We start from the raw sequence: 19,905 nt of genomic DNA, 5'->3' as shown, positions 1-19,905 counted from the left end.
CGTCAGGCGATCGCGGTGCGCAGGGCGAACCAGCCGGTCGCCGGATCGGCGAAGCCGTGGTAGGTCAGGCGGATTCGCTGGTCTACCTGGAAGTGGCGGTAGACGGCGAGCATCGCTCGGCGCATCGCCTCCTCCTGGAAGTCCCCGGTGCGGCGGAAGCCGATGGGGCGTTCGGGTAGTAGGGCGAGGCGGGTCATTTCGGCGGGGTCGTCGAGGTCGAGGCCGACCGGGGCGGTGTCGGTGATGTGGCGGTCGTGCAGGATGGTGCGGCTTCGGCCGGGGTCGGGCGGGTCGGCGCGGAATGCGCGGAATTCGGTGTGCACCAACGGACCCGGCAGGCCGGCCGAGTCGGTTTGCACCAGCTCGACCAGGTCCGCGTCCGGGGTCGGTGCGGCGGTGCCCGCGGCGAGTGGCGCTTGTTCGAGCAGGTGCAGGATGCTGCCGCCGGGGATCAGCGGCTCGGGCGCGAGGAACAGGGTGACGGTGGGGCAGTCGCAACCGTGGCCGAGCAGGCAGATTTTGCGGTGTGCTGGATCGGGCATGCCGCCTCCTCCAAGAAACGGGCCGAATCCTCCGGCCCTGGACGGATCGGGACTTCGAGACTTGCCGATCGCTGAGTTGCCGTGGCGCTCCGACGGTCGACCGTGCCGCAGTTACCCAGTGTAGGAGCCAGGCCGACCTGCGTATAGGCGGCAGCGGGTCGGTTTCGGTGGGACCAGGTCAGCGGACGGGGAAGTCGAAGAAGGTCTTCGGGAACGGTTCGTCCTTCAAGGTGAAGTGCCACCATTCCTCGGGCAGATTGGTGAAGCCGTGCTCCGCCATCAGCTCCGCGAGCAGCGTGCGCACGGCGCGCTGGGTGCCGCCGATGGCCGGGTTGGCGGTGTGCGCGGCCGGGTCGAAGCAGTCGTAGCCGGTGCCGAAGTCGAGCATGTTGTCGTGGAAGCGCTGCTCGGCCGGGAGGAAGCACTCGCGCAGCGGATCGCCCGGGCGGTATGGCTCGGGGTCGGCGGCGGGCAGCGCGACGATGGCGAGATCGAGGGTGCTGCCGCGGCTGTGCCCGGACTTCTCGGCGATGTAGCCGTCGCGGAACAGATTCGCCTTGTCGACCGTGGGGTAGAACTCCTGCTTCATCTTCACATCGCCGAGATCCTTTGCCCACGTGACGAATTGGTCGACGGCACGCTGCGGGCGATAGCAGTCGTAGGTCTTCAGCGAGAGGTTCATCGGACGCAATTCCGCCTGCACCTGTGCCAGCGCGGTCGCCGCCTGCTTGGTCAGCAGACAACGGGGCGCCTCATAGCCGGCGATGCGGGTGCCGAGGAAGTTGTGCTCGCCGAAGTACCGCGCGTCGACCATGATCGTCGGATCGACGTCGGTGATCGAGACGAACGCCGACTCATCCGCCACCGGCGTACTCGGCGCGGGCGAACTCGCCGCCGGGGTATCGGAGCCGGAGTCCCCGCATGCCGCGAGGGCGACCACCCCCAGACAAGCCACCGCCAGCACACCGATACGGCGCGACGACCGAACCGAACTCATGCGTTCCTCCTCGCCATTCAGGCTGGGGTGCAACCACTTTCGCCGGCATCGAGTCCGACGGATACGAGCATCGCACACCCGGCCCGGTTCGGGCCCCGATCGGGCCGCCCGGCGCGGACAACCGGGCACCCCGGGTCGTGATCGATCTTTCACGCCCAATTCCCGGGCCGGGTTCCGAAGCGGGACCGTTTCGGCGGATACTGGGGCCATGACGCTGGGCGAAGAGGTCGCACCGGAGGCGGTGAGCGCGATGGAAGAGACCATCGGCATCGACGCGTGCGCCGAGCCCGGATGGTTTCGATTCTGGTTTGCCGACCAGCGGTGGGAATGGTCCGACGAGCTCGCCGCGATGTACGGGTACGAACCGGGTGAGGTAGAACCCACCACCGACCTGCTGCTGTCCCACAAACACCCCGATGACCGGGAACACGTGGCCAGCTGCATCGCCGCCGCGGCGGAAACCGGTCAGCCGTTCTGCGGCAGGCACCGGATCGTCGACGTCCACGGCGAGGTGCGCGAGGTGGTCGTCGTCGGCGACCTGATGACCGACGAGGACGACAAGGTGGTCGGCACCTCCGGCTACTACGTCGACGTGAGCGAGCGGCTCGAGGAACAGCGGCAGGAGGTGCTCGAGGAGATCCTGCCCGAGGTGATCGAGGCGCGCGCCGTGATCGAGCAGGCCAAGGGCGCGCTGATCCTCGCCTACGGGGTGAACGCGGAGCAGGCGTTCCGGGTGTTGCGCTGGCGTTCCCAGGAGACCAATACCAAGCTGCGCGATCTGGCCGCACAGTTCGTCGACGAGCTCAGGATGCTGGACAAGGAGACCGCCGGGTTCCGCACCCGCTTCGATCACCTGCTGCTGACCGTGCACGAGCGCGTCTCCTGAACTACCGGTTCGTCGGCATCCCGCCGGTGGCCAAGGCGAGCAGCAGCGGCAGCGAGACCAGGGTCAGGCAGGTGACCGCATTGGTCCACTTGTACGCGACCACGATCGCGACGAACTCGCGCAGGATCGCGCTCGGCAGATAGTAGAACGCCGTGCGCGCGCCGGTCACCTCCGCGTCCAGCTTCAGCCTGCGGGCCAGGATCGCGGTGCGCAGGATGTGAAAGTTGCTGGTGACCAACACCATTCGCGTCGACTGCCCGCGTTCGCCGAGCAGCCGCTTGATGAAGAGCAGGTTCTCCCGCGTCGTGGTCGAGTGTTCTTCGCGCGCCACGCTGGCCTCCGGGATGCCGCGCGCCTGGAGATAGTCCGCCATCGCGGCGGCCTCCGACACCGCCTCGTCGGAGCCCTTGCCGCCGCTGGTGATGATCACCGGACGGCGTCCCTCCGCCAGTTCCGCCCAGTAGATCTGGGCCGCCCGGTCCAGCCGGCTGGCCAGCAGGGGCGATACCCGCGCGCCGACCAGGCCCGAGCCGTGCACGACGATCGCGTCCATCCCCGGCCGGTACGGCAGCCAGCCGTAGAGCAGCGAGTACAGGACGAAACTGGTGAACACGAAGCCGAAGTAGGTCACCGCCATCACCAGCGACGCGAACAGCACCGAACTCAAGCTGCCGGTCGCGATGGCGACGCCGAGCAGCACATAGGGCACCAGCAGGACGATTCCCGGCCCGATCGAGAGCAGATTCGCGATCCGCGCCCCTTCGCGGCGCAGCATCTGCATGCCGTTGGCGATCAGCAATCCGGCCAAGACGAGCACCACCAGCGGTGACAGCACCACCAGCAACCCGACGAGGGCGAGCGTCAGATCCGCGTTGTCGCCCGAGCCGATCGCCCATACCGCGAGCACCGCGACGGCTAGGAGCAGATAGACGCCGTTGCTCAGCCGTCGCCGGTCCAGATGGAACCGCAGTGCGAAGACACCCAACAGAACCAAGCCGACGGTGAGCAGGATCACCAGCGCACGGTAACGGGCAGTGGGTGTCCGATTGCATCCGGGCCGGGGCTACGCAGCGCTCGACGGCGGATTGTCCGGTACGTACCAACGGTTTTCGGGTCGATCTGGCGGCATAGGCGCTGGTCAGAGGTCAGGGTTGGGCTTGGGTCGGTGCGCGATGTGCAGCAGATAGTCGACCTTGGCGCGGAGTTCGGGGGGAGCGAGGTCCAGCGAGGGGAGCTCGGCGATCAATTGCGCGGCCAGCGCTCGAAGCTTGACGTTGGTCGCCTGCGATCGGCGGCGCAGCATGGTGAACGCCTGCTCGGCGTCGACGCCGTAGGCCAGCATCAGCGCGCCCTTGGCTTGCTCGATCACGGCCCGAGCCGCCAGCAGATCAGGAGCGGCGCGCCCGAGGGATGGTTGGCCGCGTTCCTCGAAAACGTCGCTCATACGTTGGGTACTACCCAGTCCGGCGATTGTTATCGGGCAGGGGCCGAACCTTCATGATCGGGTCTTGGACTGGTCGGTCCGCTACGGGTCGATGCGGTCGAGCAACCAGCCCGGGCCGACGGTCTGCGCGCCGAGTGCTTCGACGCGGTCGCGGAGTCCGCGATCCGCGGTCACCACGGTGATCGGCCGCGCGCGGTCCTGTTCGGCGACCACATCGACGATCGCGTCGTCGCCCGAGCCGTCGGCCAGGACCACGCGCACGCCGTCGACCGCCGGATCCACCGCTTTCGCCTTGCCCTCGAGCACGACGACCACCTCGGCGGGCCGGTCCAGCCGACCGGCCAGCGACGTCAGCCGCTCGAGCAATTTCCGGGCCGCGCCCGCGCGGTCGCGCCACCAGCCGTCGGGCCGCGATCCGACGACATTCGCGGCATCGACCACGATCAGCTGAACCCCGTCATCCGTCACGGCTCCAGTCTGCGCCCTCAGGCGTAGGGGTCGGTGATCTCACGCAGCGCGCCGAGCGCCGCGCGCAGTTCGCGCATCCGCCGCGCGCCGAGGTGCGCGGCCCATTCGGCCTCGATCCGATCGGCGATCGAGTTGGAGAATTCGGCCACCTGTTTGCCGCGGGCGGACAGGCGCACCAGGCGGGCGCGGCCGTCGCTCGGATCGGGGACGCGTTCCACGTAACCCGCGCGTTCCAGCTGGTCCACCAGGAAGCCGGCGGTCTGCTTGGTGATCTGCGCCTGCTCGGCCAGCTCGGTGAGCCGGGTGCCCTCCGCGCCGACGCGCTGGGCGACCCGGCCCTGGGCCACCGTGATGTCGTCGAAGCCGGCGGCGCCGAGTTCGGCGAAGATCCGGTCCTCCATCGACCGGTGCGCGATGTACATCAGCAGGCCCGCGTTCAGCTCGCCGTCGGCCATTCCGCTCCTTGACAGTAGTACGATCCACTGACTATTTTAGTCAGTGATACTGACCAATTGTATCGGAGGTGTCCGATGACGGCGCAACTTCGACAGCCGCTCGACCGCGAAGCCAGCTGGCGGGTCATCGAACAGCAACGCCGCGCCATTGCCGACGTGCTCGCCGAGCTGACGCCGGCCCAATGGGAGTCGCCCTCGTTGTGCGCGCGCTGGCGGATTCGCGACGTCGCCGCGCACATCGCCCTGACGCCGCAGCCGCCGTCGCTCGGCGCGCTGTTCGCCGCCGGGCTGCGCGCGAACGGGAACTACAACCGGCTCATCCACGACCTCACCGTGCGCGCCGCGAATCGTCCGGTCGCCGAGCTGGTCTCGGCGATCCGCACGCACGCGGCGTCGCGAAAACTGCCGGGCCCCACCAACTATCGCAACATCCTGTTCGACACGATGGTGCACGGTCAGGACATCGCCATACCGCTGGGTCGCACCATCGACATCCCGGCCGACGCGGCCGCGACCGGTGCCGCGACCGCGGCCGAAATCGGCTGGCCGGTATGGGATAAGCGACGGCTCGACGGACTTACCCTGCGCGCCACCGATATCGACTGGTCCTACGGTGCGGGCGCCGAGATCCGCGGCCCGATCAAGGCGCTGCTCCTCTTGGTCACCGGGCGGGCGGCCGCGCTCGAAAATGTTACGGGCGAGGGTGTTCCGGCGCTGGCCGCCCGACTGCTCGCCGGTTAGGCGTCGACGGTGGTGATCGCCTGACTCGGCTGCGGGCTCTCCAGCGCGTCGTGCAGGTTCTTGATCACGCCGCGGGCGAGCGCGTAGTTACCCACGCCGCCGACCACCGCGCCGATGCCGGCCGGAATCACCTTGCCGAACGCCAGTGCGCCCCGCTTGACGATGAACTGCACGACGAACCGCTTGACCGGGGTGTCGTTCATCCGCCGGATGACCGGCAGTTTGTTGGCCAGCTTGGTATCCCACTGCTTGGCCGAGCGTCCGGCCGCGCCCAGCGCCGCGGTGCCCCCCTGGCCGAGCACCACCGCCGACACGAGCGGCGGCTGCGGCGCCGCCGCCTTGCTTCCCGAAACCTCGGTCGCGCCAACGGCGTACACCGTCGAGGCCTCCAGGAAAAACAGCGTGTCCGCGCCCGCCGCGGCCAACCCCACCACCGTGCCGACGCCGGGAACCGCCGCGCTCAGCCCGACCACCACGCCGCTCGCGGTCACCGCGAGCGAGTAATGCCTGCCGAGCCGCTCGACGATCTGTTCCGGGGATTCGCTCGGATGCCGATGGCGCACGAATCCCGTGTACTTGGCGACCAGCGGCGCCTGCACCCGCGCCGACCTGTCGATCAACGAGACGACACCTTGGTCGAGGAACTTCCGCAGCATTGCCAACAGCCCTTTCGGTCGGTCACTACCCATACGACAACGCTCGATTGCCGACTACGAAGTCGACCCGCCTGAGCCTACGGTTGTCACGCGCTCCCGCGGGTGATACCCGCCACCGCCGGTCCGAACCGCGCGTCGCGGCAGCTGATCTGAAACGGTCGCGCCCACGCGAGGGCGAAGTTTTAGCTATCGTTACTTCCGCACGGAAGATCGTCGTTTTGCTCCGATCCACTCGCCAACGGTCGAGGAGAGCACGATGAGTTCAGTGGTTGCCGGTCAGATATCCGATCGATGTCTGCCGCTCGCCCCTTTGCAACGCGCCTTTCTCGCCTACGAGGCAACGCATCCGCCGATGTCGTTCGCCATCGGCGGCGTGCTGCTCCTGGAGGGCTCGCCGCCGACCGTGGACGAAGTGCGCGAGCTGTGCCGGCGCAAACTACCGCTGCTGCCACAGCTGGGTTGCCGGCTCAGCGAGGGTTCGCTGGGGCAGGCGGTGTGGGTGCCGCAAGACGAGGTCGACCTCACCGTCCTGGTGACGGAACGGACAACCGGCCCGGGCGGTTTGCGGGGCGCCGTCGATGAATTGATTCGCCGCCCGTTCGAGCATTCCCAGCCGCTGTGGCGGGTGCTGCTCGTGCACGGCTACGCGCCAGGGGAGTTCGCGCTGATCTACGCCGGCCACCATGCGCTGCACGACGGCATGTCCGTGGCCACGACGATCATGTCCACCTTCGCCGACGCCAACGGTCACGACTATCAGCCGCGGATACCGTCGACGTCCGCCAAGCCGGGTGCGCGATCCACCGTGTTGCGAACGGTCGCGCACACCGTCCGTGGCTGTTTCCCGCTCGCTCAGCCACTGCCGCGGTCGAAGGTCTTCGGCGAGCGCACAATTCACTGGGGGCACATCGATCTGAATCAGCTGCGCGAGATCGCCCACCGGCACGACACCACCGCGAACACCGTGTATCTCGCCGCCGTGACGCACGTGCTCCGGGAGTGGCCCGAGTCGCCGTGGCACGCGCTGCGCGGCACCGGTAGCCCCGTCTGGGCGATCGTGCCGCTCAGCATCGGCAGTGACAAGGGCAAACTCAGTCAGCGCGCGGTCGGATTCCGGCTTCCGCTGCCGTGCGACAACCAGGACCCGCTCGCCCGACTGGCCGCACTGGAAGCGAGATTGTCGCGGAAAATCCTGGGGGCGCAACGTAGTACGGCGCAGTCGATGATCGCCGGAATGCCCTACCGGCTGTTCCTGCCGTGGGCCTACCACCACTTCAGTGACCGGTACGCGCACCTGACCGCCACCAATGTCCCCGGCTGCACCGGCGAGGCGAGCGTGCTCGGCCGTCCGATCGTCGGCACCGTGCCGATCGGTTTCCTGCCCGCCCGGCACCGGCTCGGCATCGCGATGACCAGCTATCGGGATCGCGCGGTCGTTTCGTTCCTCACCGACGCGCGATTGCCCGGAGCGGAGGCGCTCCCGGACATGTGGCTCGACGCGATTGCTGAGCTGAGGTAACGGGGGCCGGCTGTCACCGGGTGGTATTTCCCGGTGCTTTCACCTGCACATCCGCGTTGTCCTGACACACGCCGTGCTCGTTCGCCGATGTCGCGGGTCGACTGCCGAGCAGGTCGAGAAAGTTCGCAACGCACTTCCCCTCCATGCGTTGCCCGAAAGCGTTGGGGTGCAATGCCTCATGGATCAGCCCAGGATCGCTCAGCAGATCCGCGGGCACCTGCCGAATCCATTCCAGGTCCGGTGTGGTGCCCGCCGCACACACCTCGTGGCCCTGATACATCGCGGACACGTCGAGCAGATGGACCGGGACCTTGTTCTTCGCCGCCGCGGCGACCGCGTTCTGGATCTTGCCGTTGATGTCCTTGCCGATATTCGCGAATTTCGCGAAGTCCTTGTCGAAGAACGGACATCCACCGTCCTGCAACCGGCTGACCAGATTCGCCTCGAGCGGCCCGCGCAACTCCGAATCGGCGGCAGGCAGCGGATTCGGATAGTTGAGCACCACCAGCTGGGCGTCCGGTGCCAGGGGCGAGATCGCCTCCTTGAACAGCGTCTCGTATACGTGCTCGAGCTTGCCCTCGAGTCCGGACAACGTCGGACTCGCCTCGCACATCACGTTCTTGTCCGCCTCTTTCACCCCCTGCACATAAGCAGGGTACTTCTCGTCCTCGGCGGCACTCACCTGCCGCAGGCCGGCGGACTGCTTCAGCACGAACTTCTTGACGCATTCCTGCGCGACCCCGCTGACCCCGGCGTCGTTCCCGCCGACGGAGAGCACGACATACTTGATCCCCGGATTCTGTGCCAGCCGCTCCTTCAACTGTTCGAGCTGCGGCTTCTCCCCTTTGAACGAATCGGTCAGCACATGCTTGATCTCGGCCCCGCCACAGGCGACATTCACCTTGTTCCTGGCCAGATCCAAAGCCTCGAATGTCTCATACGGATAGATCACCGCCACATCGGACCGATGACATCCCCCCGCGTTCCCGGGCAGAATCGCCGGATAATCCCAAGTCCCCCCATATGTTTGAAATACCCCCCGATCAACCGCCTTCGGCCCGTTCCCTTCCCACCGCCCACCCTCACCCGACGCGTAGGAGTCGCCCAGCAACACCGCGGCAGGCCGATCCGCACGCTGCACCTCGGTCCGAGTCGGCAGATCCGCACCGGCCTGACCCGGAAGCACAACCCCGCCACCGACTACCGCCGACACCGCGACCAGAACCCACCACCGCGACCGCCGTCCAAACCCCACGCGCACTCTCCTTAGTCACTCCAGCAGCGTCCGAGCAGCGCGTCCAGTGGTGTCACCAGCCGACCCATTCGCCGCACTGAAGGAGTATTCGAGGCGATCGTCAGTGCGGATCGGTCCGAATCTCGGGGCCCAGGCCGGTCTCGCGGCCGTGGATATCGCGCAGCAGGCATTCGGGGATGACGGGGCGGCCCGCCGCGCGGATGGCGAACGTCACTGCACCCCGGCGCTGGATTCCACGGATGCGTCTGCCGCGTAACGGTTTCTGATCTGCTGCTTGTAGACCTTGCCGCTGTCGTCGCGAGGCAGCGAGCGCACGATCTCGATGCGGGTGGGCACTTTGTAGTTTGCGAGCTGGCCGGATAGTGCTTCGCGGACCGCGTCCGGGGTGAGGGTCGCGCCGGGCCGGGGGAGGATGTGTGCGGCCACGAGCTCGCCGAGGTCGCCGGGGTCGGGGAGACCGAACACGGCCACATCCTCGACGCCGTCCAGGGTGGCGATGGCGTTCTCGATCTCCGCGGGATAGATGTTCACCCCGCCCCGGATGACGACCTCGGCATCGCGGCCGGTCAGATACAAGAAGCCGTCGGCATCGAGATAGCCGAGATCGCCTACCCACAGCATGCCCTCGACCGGAGAGTGCGGTGCGCCTTGGTTGAGGTATTCGAAGCGCGGCCAGTAGTCGGCGCCGCGCACCCAGACCCGTCCGATCTCGCCGACGAGCAGCGGGTTGCCCTGCTCGTCGCCGATGTGCACGGCGGAGCCGTCCGTGGCGCGACCGACGCTGCCGGGGTGGGCGAGCCATTCCTCGGCGCTGATCCACGTGATCGTGCCTGCCTCGCTGCACCCGTAGAACTCCCAGAGCGCATCCCCGAACAGGTCGATGGCGGCCCGCTTGAGCGCGGGCGGGCACGGTGCGGCGGAATGGATGACATGGGTCAGGCTCGAAAGGTCGTAAGTCTCGCGGATATCGGCGGGCACGCTCAGGATGCGCGAGACCATGGTGGGCACGATCTTGACCTGTTGGATGCGGTGGCGATCGACCAGCTCCAGGAACTTGCGTGCGTCCCACTTGGGCATGATCACGATGTCGGCGCCCATACGCAGCCCGAGCACGGCAACCGCGTTGGGGGAGGTGTGATAGAGCGGCCCGGCGACCAGCATCGGCACACCGGGGGCCAGGCCCATCCGCTGGGCCGTCGCGCCGGCGATGCTGAGCAACTGGTGCGGTGTCAATCGTTCGCGGGCAACGCCTTTGGGCTTGCCCGTGGTGCCGGAGGTGTAGATGACACCCATGGAATGGGCGATCGCGCCTTCGATATGCCCGATCGGATCGGGATGTGCGGCGATCCAGTCCTCCACCGTGTCGTGGCGGCCGGTGGGCTCGGCCAGGCCGAGATCCCATCCGCCTTCGGCGAGAAGCTCAGGGGGCATGACGATTTCGACGATGCGGGCGTCGCTGTCCGCGAGTTCACGAGCGGCTTCGAGCACGGGCACGAATTCGGTGTGCGCGAAGATCAGCCGAACCTGCGCGTCGGTGAGCACGTGGGCGACTTCGTTGGCGGTCCACCTGGTATTGATCGGCAGCGGGTTGCCGCCCGTCGAGGCGATGCCGACCGAGACCTCGAGGAACTCGATGTCGTTGCGCGCCATGATGACGCATTTGTCGCCGCGCTCGATCCCGTTCGCTACGAGGGCCGCCCCGAGCCGCCCTGCGCGAAGCAGAGTTTCGGATTGGGTGCGCGTGCGGGCACCGCAGACGAGAGTGGGGATTTTCGGCGGGGTGTCGCTCATGCCGGAAAGTCTGCCATCTCGGCCCTCAGGTCACCGCCGTCGTGCCGTCAGCTCGCGCCTCGGTGGGGCAGGCATTCCTCGAAGAAGGCCAAGCTGCGGAGGTGGTGGGCGCGGGCGGTCCAGCCGAGGCTGATGTTGTGGCCGGCGTTGGGGTGGTGGTCTACGAGAACCCGCGGGGAGGCGTGGAAAGCGGCGGTCAGGGTGCGCAGGGCAGCCGGGTCGTGGCGCCAGATGGCCTCGTGCTCGGCGAAGGTGAAGCGGACGGGGATGGGGACTTTGGCGGCGATGTCGGCGAATCGAGTTGTCCAGGTGAACACTTCGGCACGTTCGCGCGGGGGCACCGGGCCCAGCATCGCCGCCCCGGAGCGGAATGTGCCGGGTGGATACAGCCGTAGTGGGCCCCAGTGCAGGCGCACGGTGTCCAGGTTCAGGCCGTCGGCGAAGTCCGCGCCCCAGCCGGAGAGGTCGAGGCCGAGCAGCTCGGTGGTGTCCGGCTCGGCGGCGATGGTCATGGCCACGGCGCTGCCGAACGAGTGACCGAGCAGGAAGAGTCCCTGTCCCACCGGATGATTCGCGCGGAACGTGCCCAGGGCGGCCGCGAGCGTGCCGGCCTGTTGCGAGATCGATTGTCCGACAGTCGGATCGGGGGCGGATGCCGGGTATCCGGGCCGGTCGATCGCGAGCATCGTGTAGCCGAGTCGCGCCCCGAGCGTCAGCAGGGACACGTCGGGGTGTGCGCGGCCGTCGAAATAGTGCGCGCTGGTGCCTGCGCCGTGCAGTGCGACGACTACCGCGCGCGGATTCTCGGCCGCGCACAGCAGCGCCGACAGGGTGAGTTCGCCTGCCACCAGGTCGATCCGGCGGACCTCGGGGGTCATTCGACGGCAGCGACACCCGCCCGGTCCTCGGCATAGGCCTTGGCGAGTTCCAGGGTGGCGCTGCTGTTGGTGCTCAGGGCATTTCGGACGTAGTCCCGCGCGTCGGCCGTGGTCGCGCCGTCGCCGAGGATCGCGGCGATGGTGCCGGTGTTCAACACCACCGTGTGCTGTGACGACGCGCGTACGCCGCCGTCGATCGGGGTGAAGGTCCACACCCCGGTATGCAGCGCAAGCAGTTTCGGCAGGGTGACCTGTTTGTAGACGATCCGCTCGCCGGGGAACACCACCCGATACGACATCGTGCGGTGCGTGGATCCGTCCTTGGCCTTGGTGCCCATCTCGAGCGTCTGCACCCCCTGTTCGGTCTGCTCGAACCGGACCGAGGCCACATGCGGGAGCCGTTCGACCCACCGATCCGCCTCGTTCACGAAGTCGTACACGTCGGCCGCGCCGCCGCGAACCACCAAGGAATCCTCGAAGGAGAAGGTGGATTCCGCTGCGGCGACGGCCGATTCGATGTTGCTCCGCAGCGCGGCCAGCTCCGCGCGGGAATTGCGGTCGACCGCGGCCTCGATCCAGGCCAGGCCTTCCGGATCGTCGTCGATCGCCCGATACCCGTGCAGCAACCGCACGCGCGAATGACCGGCCTGATCCGCCTCGATGATCCACTCCCCGGACATCGAGGCCACCGGCGGCGTCGAAACCTCCTGCTGGAAGCGGATCCGGAACCGGTCGGGATCAAGGGTGCGCCGTGACACCCAGCTCTTCGGCTCGCCGTTGGCGGTGGCCCAGATCTGGATGCGTTCGGTCCGCTCGCCGGTGCGCTGCTGTTCGACGTGGATGGTCGGCGGGAAGATGCGCGGCCAGTTCTCGACCTCCGCGATCAACCGGTAGACGACGGCGGCGGGCGCCGCGATGGTGATCTCGTGTTCGCATTCGCGGGTGGACATGATCGCCTCCAAGGGGATTGGTATCAGAAGTTGCCGAGACCGCCGCAGACGTTGAGCGCCTGGGCGGTGATGGAGGCGGCCACATCCGAGGTCAGGTAGCCGACCAGGCCCGCGACCTCGTCCGGGGTGGAATACCGGCCGAGCGGGATCTTCGACTGGAACCGGGCCAGGATCTGGTCCTCGGTGGTGTCGTAGGCCGCGGCGTAACCCTGCCGGACACGTTGTGCCATCGGCGTTTCCACGTAACCGGGGCACACCGCGTTGACCGTGATACCGGTCGGGGCCAGCTCGTTGCCGAGCGCCTTGGTGAAGCCGACCACGCCGTGTTTGGAGGCCGAATAGGGTGCGCCGAGGACCACGCCCTGCTTGCCCGCGGTGGACGCGATATTGATGATCCGCCCCCACGGCTTGTCCCGCAGGCCGGCGTTGAGCACCTCCCTGGTCATCCGGAACACGCTGTGCAGGTTGGTGTCGATGACGTCGAACCACACCTCGTCGGTGACCTCGGCGGTGACCCCGCCGCCGCTGCGGCCCGCATTGTTCACCAGGATGTCGACGCCGCCGAAGCGACCGACCGCCGCGGCGACGAAATCGCGCACCGAGTCGGCCGAGCGGACGTCGAGCTCGGTGCCGTCGACGGTCAGATCCCGCTCCCGCAGATCCTTCACCGTCTGCGCGACGGCCTCCGCCGTGCGCGCTCCGATGAAGACCGGATGCCCTTGACCGGCAAGCTGATTCGCCACCGCGAGGCCGATGCCGCTGGTCGCCCCGGTGATCAGCGCGACCCGGCCGGCCGGGGTGCTCATGCCGCCGTCCCGGTCGAAATGACCTGGTTGACGGCGTCGACGAACGACTGCGGCGTCGTCGACCCGGTCAACACCGAATCATCAAGGGAGATACCGTATTCGCGTTCGATCCGGCCGCCCGCCTCCAGCAGCGCGAGCGAGTCGTAGCCGAGATCCTCGAACTGCTGCTCGGTGTCGGCGACGAAATTGGCGCCGTCGCCGCCGACGGCGGCGAACATGATGTTCTGGAATTCCTCCATGGTGAGGTGCCTGTCGGCCATGGGTAAAGCCTTCCTACTTGCAGGTCGGAGTGTGCTGACTGGTCCGGGTCGCCTCGATCGAGGACGGCCCGGACCGCACCGGGTTGCCGGCCGGATCGGTGACCTGGGTGTCGCCGGAGCTGGAGAACTTGTCCCGGTTCTGCTTGGCGGTGTGCTGCACCGAGACGTAGGCGGCCAGCGTGCCGTCCGGGAGGATCACGTCGTGGGTGAGCTCGAAGGTGAACCGGTTGTGCCCGGCCTCCTGCCAGGTGCCGGTGCCGGAGGCGTCACCGGGGTGGCCGAAGGTCAGGCAGATCTTGCCCGATTCGGTGAACTGGAAGATGGCCTCGTGCGGTGGGTCCTCGCTCACCTTCACCAGACCGGTCCAGGTGCCGATCGGCAGGAACTCGATGGGCGTCGCCTGGGCGGTCTGCGCGGGAACCGTGCTCGCGGCCAGTACTCCGAGAAGCAGCAGAAGCGTTTTGGTCATAGGGCCGATCTTGGGCGCACCTACTCGCGTCGCACTTGAAGTCCTCTGAAGACCGTCTGTGGTCCGGATCCGGCCCCGGCAGGAGGGAGACATCGCGTCAGTCGCGGTCGGCTTCGAGCACCCAGATCGGCAGCAGCATCGCCCCGTCGGCGTCCAGTTCGGGCCGGAAACCGCTCTCCGCGAAGGACTCCAGCATCGGCGGGGACGCCACCGCCGCCAGATTGCCCAGCCGCAGGGTGTTGATCGACCACGGCGCACCGAAAATGGCGCGCAACTCGTCCTCATCGATCGCGTACGGAGCGAAGGCGCTACTGAATTCGCTTCTGGCGAAGGTGAATTGAATGAGTCGGGCGCCGGGCTTGGTCGCGCGCAACAACGCGGCGACATGCGGTCGCCGCTGCTCCGGTTCGAGGCAGTGGAACAGCGCACTGCTGACGACCGTGTCGAACCGGCCCGCGTAGCCGGTCAGATCGGTGGCGTCGGCGACACCGAACGATGCCTCGACCCCTGCGGCCGCCGCCCGCGCGCGGGCCTGCTCGATCACCGTCGGCGAGAAGTCCAGCCCGGTCACCCGATATCCGCGCCCGGCCAGGTAGATGGCGGAATCACCTGGCCCGCAACCGATATCGAGCACCTCGCCGCGCACGCGCCCGGCCTTTTCGAATCCGACCAGCTCGGGCTGCGGCCGATCGATCTCCCAGGGCAGCCGGTCCATCGCCTCGTCGCCCGGCATGAGGGCGTGATCCTGGTAGCTCTGTTCGAAGTCGACCATCGACGAACCGTTCGCCGGAATTGCCTCAGCCATGTCTTCTCCTTGAATGTTGTTGGTAAAAGCAATGTTTCGCTTGCCGGTCAGAACTGAAAACTCGGTTACCGTGCGCTTCTGAGCGATTTCTCCAGGGCCCGCCAGGATTCGCGTTCGGTCGCGGACAGGCGGCGGCCGTTGCGCCGGCGTGCCTCGATGAGGGCACGGCGCCGGTGGCTCACCTCGACCATGGACGCGTCGATGTGATAGCCCCAGCCGATCGCATAGAACCCGGGCGTCAGGTGAATCGCGATCCGGACGAACTTCCGCCAGGCGCGGCGGCACTTCGCCGCCCGCCGCGAACGGGCGCTCATGACGCGAGGTCGCGCAGCCGGGGCGCCGCCGCGTCCTTGGGCGAGCGAAGCAGGCGCAGCGGCCGCCCGTCGCGGCCGGTGGCCGGCCACTCGATGCCGAGATCTGGGTCCAAAGCGTCTATCTCACGGTCGAATTCGGGCGTGTACTCCAGCGAGCACAGGTAGGTGACCGTCGAGCCGTCCGCCAGGGAGAGCAGCGCGTGGCCGAGTCCCTCGGACAGGAAGACCCAGCGCCGGTCCACGTCGTCGATGAGCACGCTGTCCCACGCGCCGAAGGTCGGCGACCCTGGGCGCAGATCCACGACCACGTCCACGAACGCGCCGCTCGTGCAGGTCACGTACTTCGCCTGTCCGGGCGGGTCCTCGGTGTAGTGGATGCCGCGCAGCACGCCCGCGGCCGAGATGGAGGTGTTGATCTGCAACAGCTCGAACGGCCGGCCGACCGCCTTCTCGAACTCCGAGGCCTTGAACATCTCGGCAAAGGCGCCGCGCTCGTCGCCGTGCATGGCCGGGGTGAATTCCCATGCCCCCGGTACCGCCAGCTCTCGAATTCGCATGGTTACCAATCCCGTCCGTGTTCCAGTAGTTCGAGCAGGTAGCGGCCGTAACCGGAGCGGACCAGCGGGGCGGCCAGCCGGCTCAGCTGTTCGTCGTCGATGAAGCCCATTCGCCAGGCCACCTCCTCGGGCACGCTGATCTTGAGGCCCTGGCGCTGCTCGACCGTGCGGACGTAGTTGGCCGCGTCCAGCAGCGAGTCGAAGGTGCCGGTGTCCAGCCACGCGGTGCCGCGGGCGAGCACGTCCACCTGGAGCCGGTGCTGTTCCAGGTAGGTCCGGTTGATGTCGGTGATCTCGTATTCGCCACGGGCGGAGGGCCTTAGGCCACGGGCGATCTCGACCACGTCGTTGTCGTAGAAGTACAGGCCGGGGATGGCGTAGTTGGAGCGCGGCACCTTGGGCTTCTCCTCGATGGAAACCGCTCGGCCGTCGGCGAATTCGACGACGCCGTAGGCGGTCGGGTCCGATACCCGGTAGGCGAACACCGCGGCGCCGTCCAGTCCGTGGAAGCGGCGCAGCCGGGTGCCGAGTTCTGGTCCGTGAAAGATGTTGTCGCCCAGCACCAGTGCGGCCGAGTCGGCACCGATGTGCGCGGCACCCAGCACGAACGCCCTGGCCAGCCCGTCCGGTTTCGGTTGCACCACATAGTCGATGGCCAATCCGAACTGCGAACCGTCGCCCAGCAGCCGCCGGAACGCGCCCGTGTCCTCGGGTGTCGTGATGACCAGGATTTCCCGGATGCCGGCCAGCATCAAGGTCGACAACGGGTAGTAGACCATCGGCTTGTCGTAGACCGGGACCAGCTGCTTGCTCACCCCGCGGGTGATCGGGTGTAACCGCGAACCGGCGCCACCCGCCAGGATTATGCCTTTCACGACCGATCCTTCCCGTCAGCTCGGCTGCCCGGCGGGCACTCGATCGCCGGCCAGTCGTCCGTCCTGTGCCCAGCGTGCGGTGGCGCGCTCGAAGATCGCTCCAGCAGCGGTCGGCGCGGATGCCGGACCGGGCCGGGGCCACCGCGTCTGTGCTCGCCCGAACCTCCAGCGAAGTTCTAGGCCGCGCGACCACGCTCGGTGGTGCACGACTCACCGAACAGGGAGGAAATGGAGGGCGGATGCACATCATCGACCTGTCCTCGCCAGTGGACAGCGAGCAGTACGAACCCGATCCGGTGGAGCACACGGTGCTCACCCCGGCGGCCGGCGCTCGGCACATGAGCGAGGAGATGGCCGAGCACTTCGGGCTCGGCTTCGACGTGGACGACCTGCCCGACGGCGAGTTCCTCTCGCTGGACCGGCTGAGCCTGACCACGCACACCGGCACGCACGTGGACGCGCCGTCGCACTACGGCACCCGGGCGTCCTACCGGGAGGGCGGACCGCGGCACATCGACGAGATGCCGCTGGACTGGTTCCACCGCCCCGGTCTCGTGCTCGACCTGACGGAGGCGCCGACCGGCGCTGTCGGCCGGGACGTGCTGGAGCGGGAGTTCGACCGGATCGGCAGGCTGCCCGAACCGATGGACATCGTGCTGTTGCACACCGGCGCCCAGCGACATCAGGGTTCGCCGAAGTACTTCACCGACTTCGCCGGGCTCGACGGGCCCGCCACGAACTACCTGCTGGACCTCGGGGTGAAGGTGATCGGCACGGACGCGTTCAGCCTCGACGCGCCGTTCACCGACATCATCGCCCGCTACCGCGAGACCGGGGACCGATCGGTGCTGTGGCCCGCCCATTTCGCCGGCCGCGACCGGGAGTACTGCCAGGTGGAGCGGCTGGCGAATCTGGAACTCCTTCCGCCGCACGGGTTCACGGTGGTGTGCTTCCCGATCAAGATCGCGCGGGCGGGGGCAGGCTGGGCCAGAGCCGTTGCGCTGGTGGACAAGCCGTGAGCGAGCGTCAGCGAGCGAACCGAAGGCACAGCGTGCGCATGCGCACGACGGAGCCGAGCGTCAGCGAGGTGGAGTCGTGAGTATCGACGAGCGGCTCACCCCGCGCCGGATCTCCCGGCTGCCGTCGCTGACCGGGTTGCGCTGGATCGCCGCGCTGCTGGTCTTCACCACGCACGCCGCGTACCAACCCGGCCTGCTGCCCCCGGGCGCCGTGGCCGAGGGATTCATGCACGTGGTGAAGATGGGCGGCTATATCGGCGTCGGATTCTTCTTCGTGCTCAGCGGATTCGTGCTCACCTGGTCCGCGCGCGAGCACGACACCCCGGCCCGATTCTGGCGGCGGCGCTTCTTCAAGATCTATCCGAACCACTTCGTCGCGTTCCTGCTCGCGGTCGGGCTGATGCTGCTGACCGGGCGGGAGATCGTCGGCTGGGTGCAGCAGGTGCTGCTGCTGCACGCCTGGTGGCCGGACCTGGACGTGGCCTTCGGCGTCAACGACGTCAGCTGGTCGCTGTCGGTGGAAGCCCTGTTCTACCTGTCCTTCCCGTTACTGATCGTGCTGGTGCGCAAGATCCGCCCGGACCGGCTGTGGTGGTGGGCGATCGGGATCATGGCCGCCGTCGTGCTGATGCCGGTGATAGCGAAACTGTTGCCCGCGCAGCCGCAGGTGTGGTGGGAAGCCACGCCGGAGTACGAGTACTGGTTCGTCTACGTGTTCCCGCCGGTGCGCGCGCTGGACTTCGTGCTCGGTATGGTGATGGCGCGGATCGTCATGGCCGGCGTCTGGCCGCGGGTGCGCGCGCTATGGGCGGGACTGGCGTTCGTCGCCGGATACCTGGCCGCGTCGTTCCTGCCGACCACCTTCGCGATCGTGGCGGCGACCATCGTGCCGCTCGCGTTCCTCATCCCGGCGGCCGCGGTCGCCGACATCGAAGGCAGGCCCTCGTGGCTGGCCGGCCGGCCGATGGTCTGGCTCGGTGACGTCTCGTTCGCGTTCTATCTACTGCACGAATTGGTCCTGTACAACATGTACCGCCTCTACGGCGCCGAATTCCAGCCGACCCTCGCGCAAGCGATCGGGCTGTGGGCGTTGAGTCTCTGCGGGACGGTGTTGCTGGCGTGGGGAATGCACCGGCTGGTGGAGCTTCCGATGCAGCACCGGTTCTCCGGTCCGCGCCATCGAATCACGCCGCGCGAACCGCGCTCGGCGCCCTCCTGATCTACCCAGTGAAACTTTCTATATGCGAACGCCCCCCGTGCTTGGTTACAGTGTCCGAAAGAGCAGCCCAGGAGTACTCCGGGACGTATTCGCTTTCATTTCAAGGACATTGGAGAACTGTGAAGATTCTCGTGACCGGTGCCACCGGTTGGGTCGGCCGCAACTTGGTTGAGTTGCTCCTGACCGGCGGTGCCGAGGTCCGGGCACTGACCCGGCGTCCGGAGAGCGCTGAATTACCCGCCGCGGTCGAGGTCGTCGGCGGTGATCTGGAAAAGCCGGAGAGTCTGTCGGGGGTGTTCGACGGCATCGACCGGCTGTACCTGATCGTGGCCGGTGAGACGACCGCACAGGTGGTCGACGCGGCCAAGCGGGCCGGCGTGCGGCGGGTGGTCACCCACTCCGCGTCGAGCGCGGGCTTCGGCAACGATCCCGGCGGGGAATACCATCGCGCGTTCGAGTCGGTGGTGGAGAATTCCGGGCTGGCCTGGACGCACGTGCGGCCGGGCATGTTCGCGAACAACCTGCTGAGCTGGGCCGAGCCGATCAAGCGCACGGGTATCGTGCGGCTGCCCTACGACAACGCGCGGCAGGCGCCGGTGGACGAGTTGGACGTGGCGGCGGTCGCCGCTGCCGCGTTGCTGGACGACTCGCACGGGGGCCGGGTCTACACCCTGTCCGGCCCGGCGGCGCTGACCAAGACCGAGCAGTTCGCCGTGATCGGCGAGGCGATCGGAAAGGACGTGCGGTTCGAGGAGATCACCCCGGAGCAGTGGCGCGCGGAGGGCAGCGAGCAATTCCCGGGGCATCTGATGGACTGGCTGCTGGAGTACTGGGAGCGCACGCTCGCCGAGCCGGAGCCGGTGTGGCACGACATCGAACAGGTTCTCGGACTGCCGGCGCGCCCGCTGTCCGAGTGGGCCGGTCTGCACTCCGATGACTTCTGCTGACTGCTCGCCGAGGGCGAAACTCGTTGTCCAAGTGGGGACGTGGACGAGGCCG

Annotated in this window: 24 protein-coding genes; 6 read left to right on the top strand and 18 right to left on the bottom strand. The window is 67.8% G+C overall.

Going from position 1 to position 19,905, the window contains the following annotated elements:
- Window positions 1–2 precede the first annotated feature (2 nt).
- Together ACFYO1_RS29050 and ACFYO1_RS29045 are read right to left on the bottom strand one after the other, a co-directional pair.
- The gene (locus tag ACFYO1_RS29050; protein ID WP_387237408.1) at window positions 3–542 is read right to left on the bottom strand and encodes a hypothetical protein; all 540 of its coding nucleotides are present in this window, start codon (window positions 540–542) and stop codon (window positions 3–5) included.
- Between the two features lie 178 nt (window positions 543–720).
- On the bottom strand, window positions 721–1,539 hold the full coding sequence (locus ACFYO1_RS29045) for a M15 family metallopeptidase (RefSeq protein WP_387237406.1): 819 nt from the start codon (window positions 1,537–1,539) through the stop codon (window positions 721–723).
- Between the two features lie 208 nt (window positions 1,540–1,747).
- Between ACFYO1_RS29045 and ACFYO1_RS29040 the strand changes: the two genes are divergently transcribed.
- On the top strand, window positions 1,748–2,425 hold the full coding sequence (locus ACFYO1_RS29040) for a PAS and ANTAR domain-containing protein (RefSeq protein WP_387237403.1): 678 nt from the start codon (window positions 1,748–1,750) through the stop codon (window positions 2,423–2,425).
- A 1-nt stretch (window position 2,426) separates the two neighbouring features.
- Here ACFYO1_RS29040 and ACFYO1_RS29035 read toward each other — a convergent pair whose 3' ends face one another.
- The 4 genes from ACFYO1_RS29035 to ACFYO1_RS29020 form a co-directional block, all read right to left on the bottom strand.
- A complete protein-coding gene (locus tag ACFYO1_RS29035; protein ID WP_387237400.1) occupies window positions 2,427–3,440 on the bottom strand; it encodes a YdcF family protein in 1,014 nt (337 codons plus the stop codon).
- Window positions 3,441–3,563: 123 nt separating this feature from the next.
- Entirely contained in the window at window positions 3,564–3,869 is a 306-nt protein-coding gene (locus ACFYO1_RS29030) for an ANTAR domain-containing protein (protein WP_387237397.1), read from the bottom strand.
- A gap of 81 nt (window positions 3,870–3,950) precedes the next feature.
- Complete coding sequence (locus ACFYO1_RS29025) at window positions 3,951–4,337, bottom strand: hypothetical protein (protein ID WP_387237394.1); 387 nt, start codon at window positions 4,335–4,337, stop codon at window positions 3,951–3,953.
- A 17-nt stretch (window positions 4,338–4,354) separates the two neighbouring features.
- On the bottom strand, window positions 4,355–4,792 hold the full coding sequence (locus tag ACFYO1_RS29020) for a MarR family winged helix-turn-helix transcriptional regulator (RefSeq protein WP_387237391.1): 438 nt from the start codon (window positions 4,790–4,792) through the stop codon (window positions 4,355–4,357).
- 75 nt (window positions 4,793–4,867) lie between these two features.
- On the opposite strand from ACFYO1_RS29020, the gene ACFYO1_RS29015 reads away from it, so the two are divergent.
- Window positions 4,868–5,533, top strand: coding sequence for a maleylpyruvate isomerase family mycothiol-dependent enzyme (locus tag ACFYO1_RS29015; RefSeq protein ID WP_387237388.1), 666 nt, complete (start codon window positions 4,868–4,870; stop codon window positions 5,531–5,533).
- On the opposite strand, the gene ACFYO1_RS29010 is transcribed toward ACFYO1_RS29015, so the two are convergent.
- A complete protein-coding gene (locus ACFYO1_RS29010) occupies window positions 5,530–6,222 on the bottom strand; it encodes a hypothetical protein (protein WP_387237385.1) in 693 nt (230 codons plus the stop codon). The genes ACFYO1_RS29015 and ACFYO1_RS29010 overlap by 4 nt on opposite strands.
- Before the next feature lie 223 nt (window positions 6,223–6,445).
- Here ACFYO1_RS29010 and ACFYO1_RS29005 point away from each other — a divergent pair, with 223 nt between their 5' ends.
- On the top strand, window positions 6,446–7,708 hold the full coding sequence (locus ACFYO1_RS29005; RefSeq protein WP_387237382.1) for a wax ester/triacylglycerol synthase domain-containing protein: 1,263 nt from the start codon (window positions 6,446–6,448) through the stop codon (window positions 7,706–7,708).
- 13 nt (window positions 7,709–7,721) lie between these two features.
- Here ACFYO1_RS29005 and ACFYO1_RS29000 read toward each other — a convergent pair whose 3' ends face one another.
- The 11 genes from ACFYO1_RS29000 to rfbA all read right to left on the bottom strand — a co-directional run bounded on the left by ACFYO1_RS29000 (window position 7,722) and on the right by rfbA (window position 16,668).
- Window positions 7,722–8,660, bottom strand: a complete 939-nt coding sequence (locus ACFYO1_RS29000; protein WP_387237379.1) for a GDSL-type esterase/lipase family protein — start codon at window positions 8,658–8,660, stop codon at window positions 7,722–7,724.
- A gap of 513 nt (window positions 8,661–9,173) precedes the next feature.
- A complete protein-coding gene (locus tag ACFYO1_RS28995; protein ID WP_387237376.1) occupies window positions 9,174–10,754 on the bottom strand; it encodes an AMP-binding protein in 1,581 nt (526 codons plus the stop codon).
- 47 nt (window positions 10,755–10,801) lie between these two features.
- Complete coding sequence (locus ACFYO1_RS28990) at window positions 10,802–11,632, bottom strand: alpha/beta hydrolase (RefSeq protein ID WP_387237373.1); 831 nt, start codon at window positions 11,630–11,632, stop codon at window positions 10,802–10,804.
- Window positions 11,629–12,582, bottom strand: coding sequence for an aromatase/cyclase (locus ACFYO1_RS28985; RefSeq protein ID WP_387237371.1), 954 nt, complete (start codon window positions 12,580–12,582; stop codon window positions 11,629–11,631). The genes ACFYO1_RS28990 and ACFYO1_RS28985 overlap by 4 nt, the downstream gene beginning before the upstream one ends.
- A gap of 23 nt (window positions 12,583–12,605) precedes the next feature.
- Window positions 12,606–13,388: a 3-oxoacyl-ACP reductase FabG gene (fabG, locus tag ACFYO1_RS28980; RefSeq protein WP_387237368.1), complete on the bottom strand. Its 783-nt coding sequence runs from the start codon at window positions 13,386–13,388 to the stop codon at window positions 12,606–12,608.
- The gene (locus tag ACFYO1_RS28975; RefSeq protein WP_387237365.1) at window positions 13,385–13,648 is read right to left on the bottom strand and encodes an acyl carrier protein; all 264 of its coding nucleotides are present in this window, start codon (window positions 13,646–13,648) and stop codon (window positions 13,385–13,387) included. Before ACFYO1_RS28975 ends, fabG begins: the two co-directional genes overlap by 4 nt.
- Before the next feature lie 13 nt (window positions 13,649–13,661).
- Window positions 13,662–14,117 (bottom strand): hypothetical protein, encoded by a 456-nt coding sequence (locus ACFYO1_RS28970; RefSeq protein ID WP_387237362.1) that lies wholly within the window; start codon window positions 14,115–14,117, stop codon window positions 13,662–13,664.
- Window positions 14,118–14,214: 97 nt separating this feature from the next.
- Complete coding sequence (locus ACFYO1_RS28965; RefSeq protein ID WP_387237359.1) at window positions 14,215–14,922, bottom strand: class I SAM-dependent methyltransferase; 708 nt, start codon at window positions 14,920–14,922, stop codon at window positions 14,215–14,217.
- Between the two features lie 65 nt (window positions 14,923–14,987).
- The gene (locus ACFYO1_RS28960) at window positions 14,988–15,236 is read right to left on the bottom strand and encodes a hypothetical protein (protein WP_387237356.1); all 249 of its coding nucleotides are present in this window, start codon (window positions 15,234–15,236) and stop codon (window positions 14,988–14,990) included.
- On the bottom strand, window positions 15,233–15,793 hold the full coding sequence (locus ACFYO1_RS28955; RefSeq protein ID WP_387237353.1) for a dTDP-4-dehydrorhamnose 3,5-epimerase family protein: 561 nt from the start codon (window positions 15,791–15,793) through the stop codon (window positions 15,233–15,235). Before ACFYO1_RS28955 ends, ACFYO1_RS28960 begins: the two co-directional genes overlap by 4 nt.
- 2 nt (window positions 15,794–15,795) lie before the next feature.
- Entirely contained in the window at window positions 15,796–16,668 is an 873-nt protein-coding gene (rfbA, locus tag ACFYO1_RS28950; RefSeq protein ID WP_387237350.1) for a glucose-1-phosphate thymidylyltransferase RfbA, read from the bottom strand.
- Window positions 16,669–16,907: 239 nt separating this feature from the next.
- Between rfbA and ACFYO1_RS28945 the strand changes: the two genes are divergently transcribed.
- The 3 genes from ACFYO1_RS28945 to ACFYO1_RS28935 all read left to right on the top strand — a co-directional run bounded on the left by ACFYO1_RS28945 (window position 16,908) and on the right by ACFYO1_RS28935 (window position 19,853).
- On the top strand, window positions 16,908–17,687 hold the full coding sequence (locus tag ACFYO1_RS28945; RefSeq protein WP_387237347.1) for a cyclase family protein: 780 nt from the start codon (window positions 16,908–16,910) through the stop codon (window positions 17,685–17,687).
- A 76-nt stretch (window positions 17,688–17,763) separates the two neighbouring features.
- Entirely contained in the window at window positions 17,764–18,906 is a 1,143-nt protein-coding gene (locus ACFYO1_RS28940) for an acyltransferase family protein (RefSeq protein WP_387237344.1), read from the top strand.
- Between the two features lie 119 nt (window positions 18,907–19,025).
- Window positions 19,026–19,853, top strand: a complete 828-nt coding sequence (locus ACFYO1_RS28935) for an NAD(P)H-binding protein (RefSeq protein WP_387237341.1) — start codon at window positions 19,026–19,028, stop codon at window positions 19,851–19,853.
- The last annotated feature ends 52 nt before the right edge of the window (window positions 19,854–19,905 follow it).

This window comes from Nocardia sp. NPDC006044 (assembly GCF_042871115.1).
Lineage (GTDB): Bacteria > Actinomycetota > Actinomycetes > Mycobacteriales > Mycobacteriaceae > Nocardia.
Note: the sequence above shows the minus strand (reverse complement) of the source record. Positions and strands in the feature narration are given on the sequence as shown.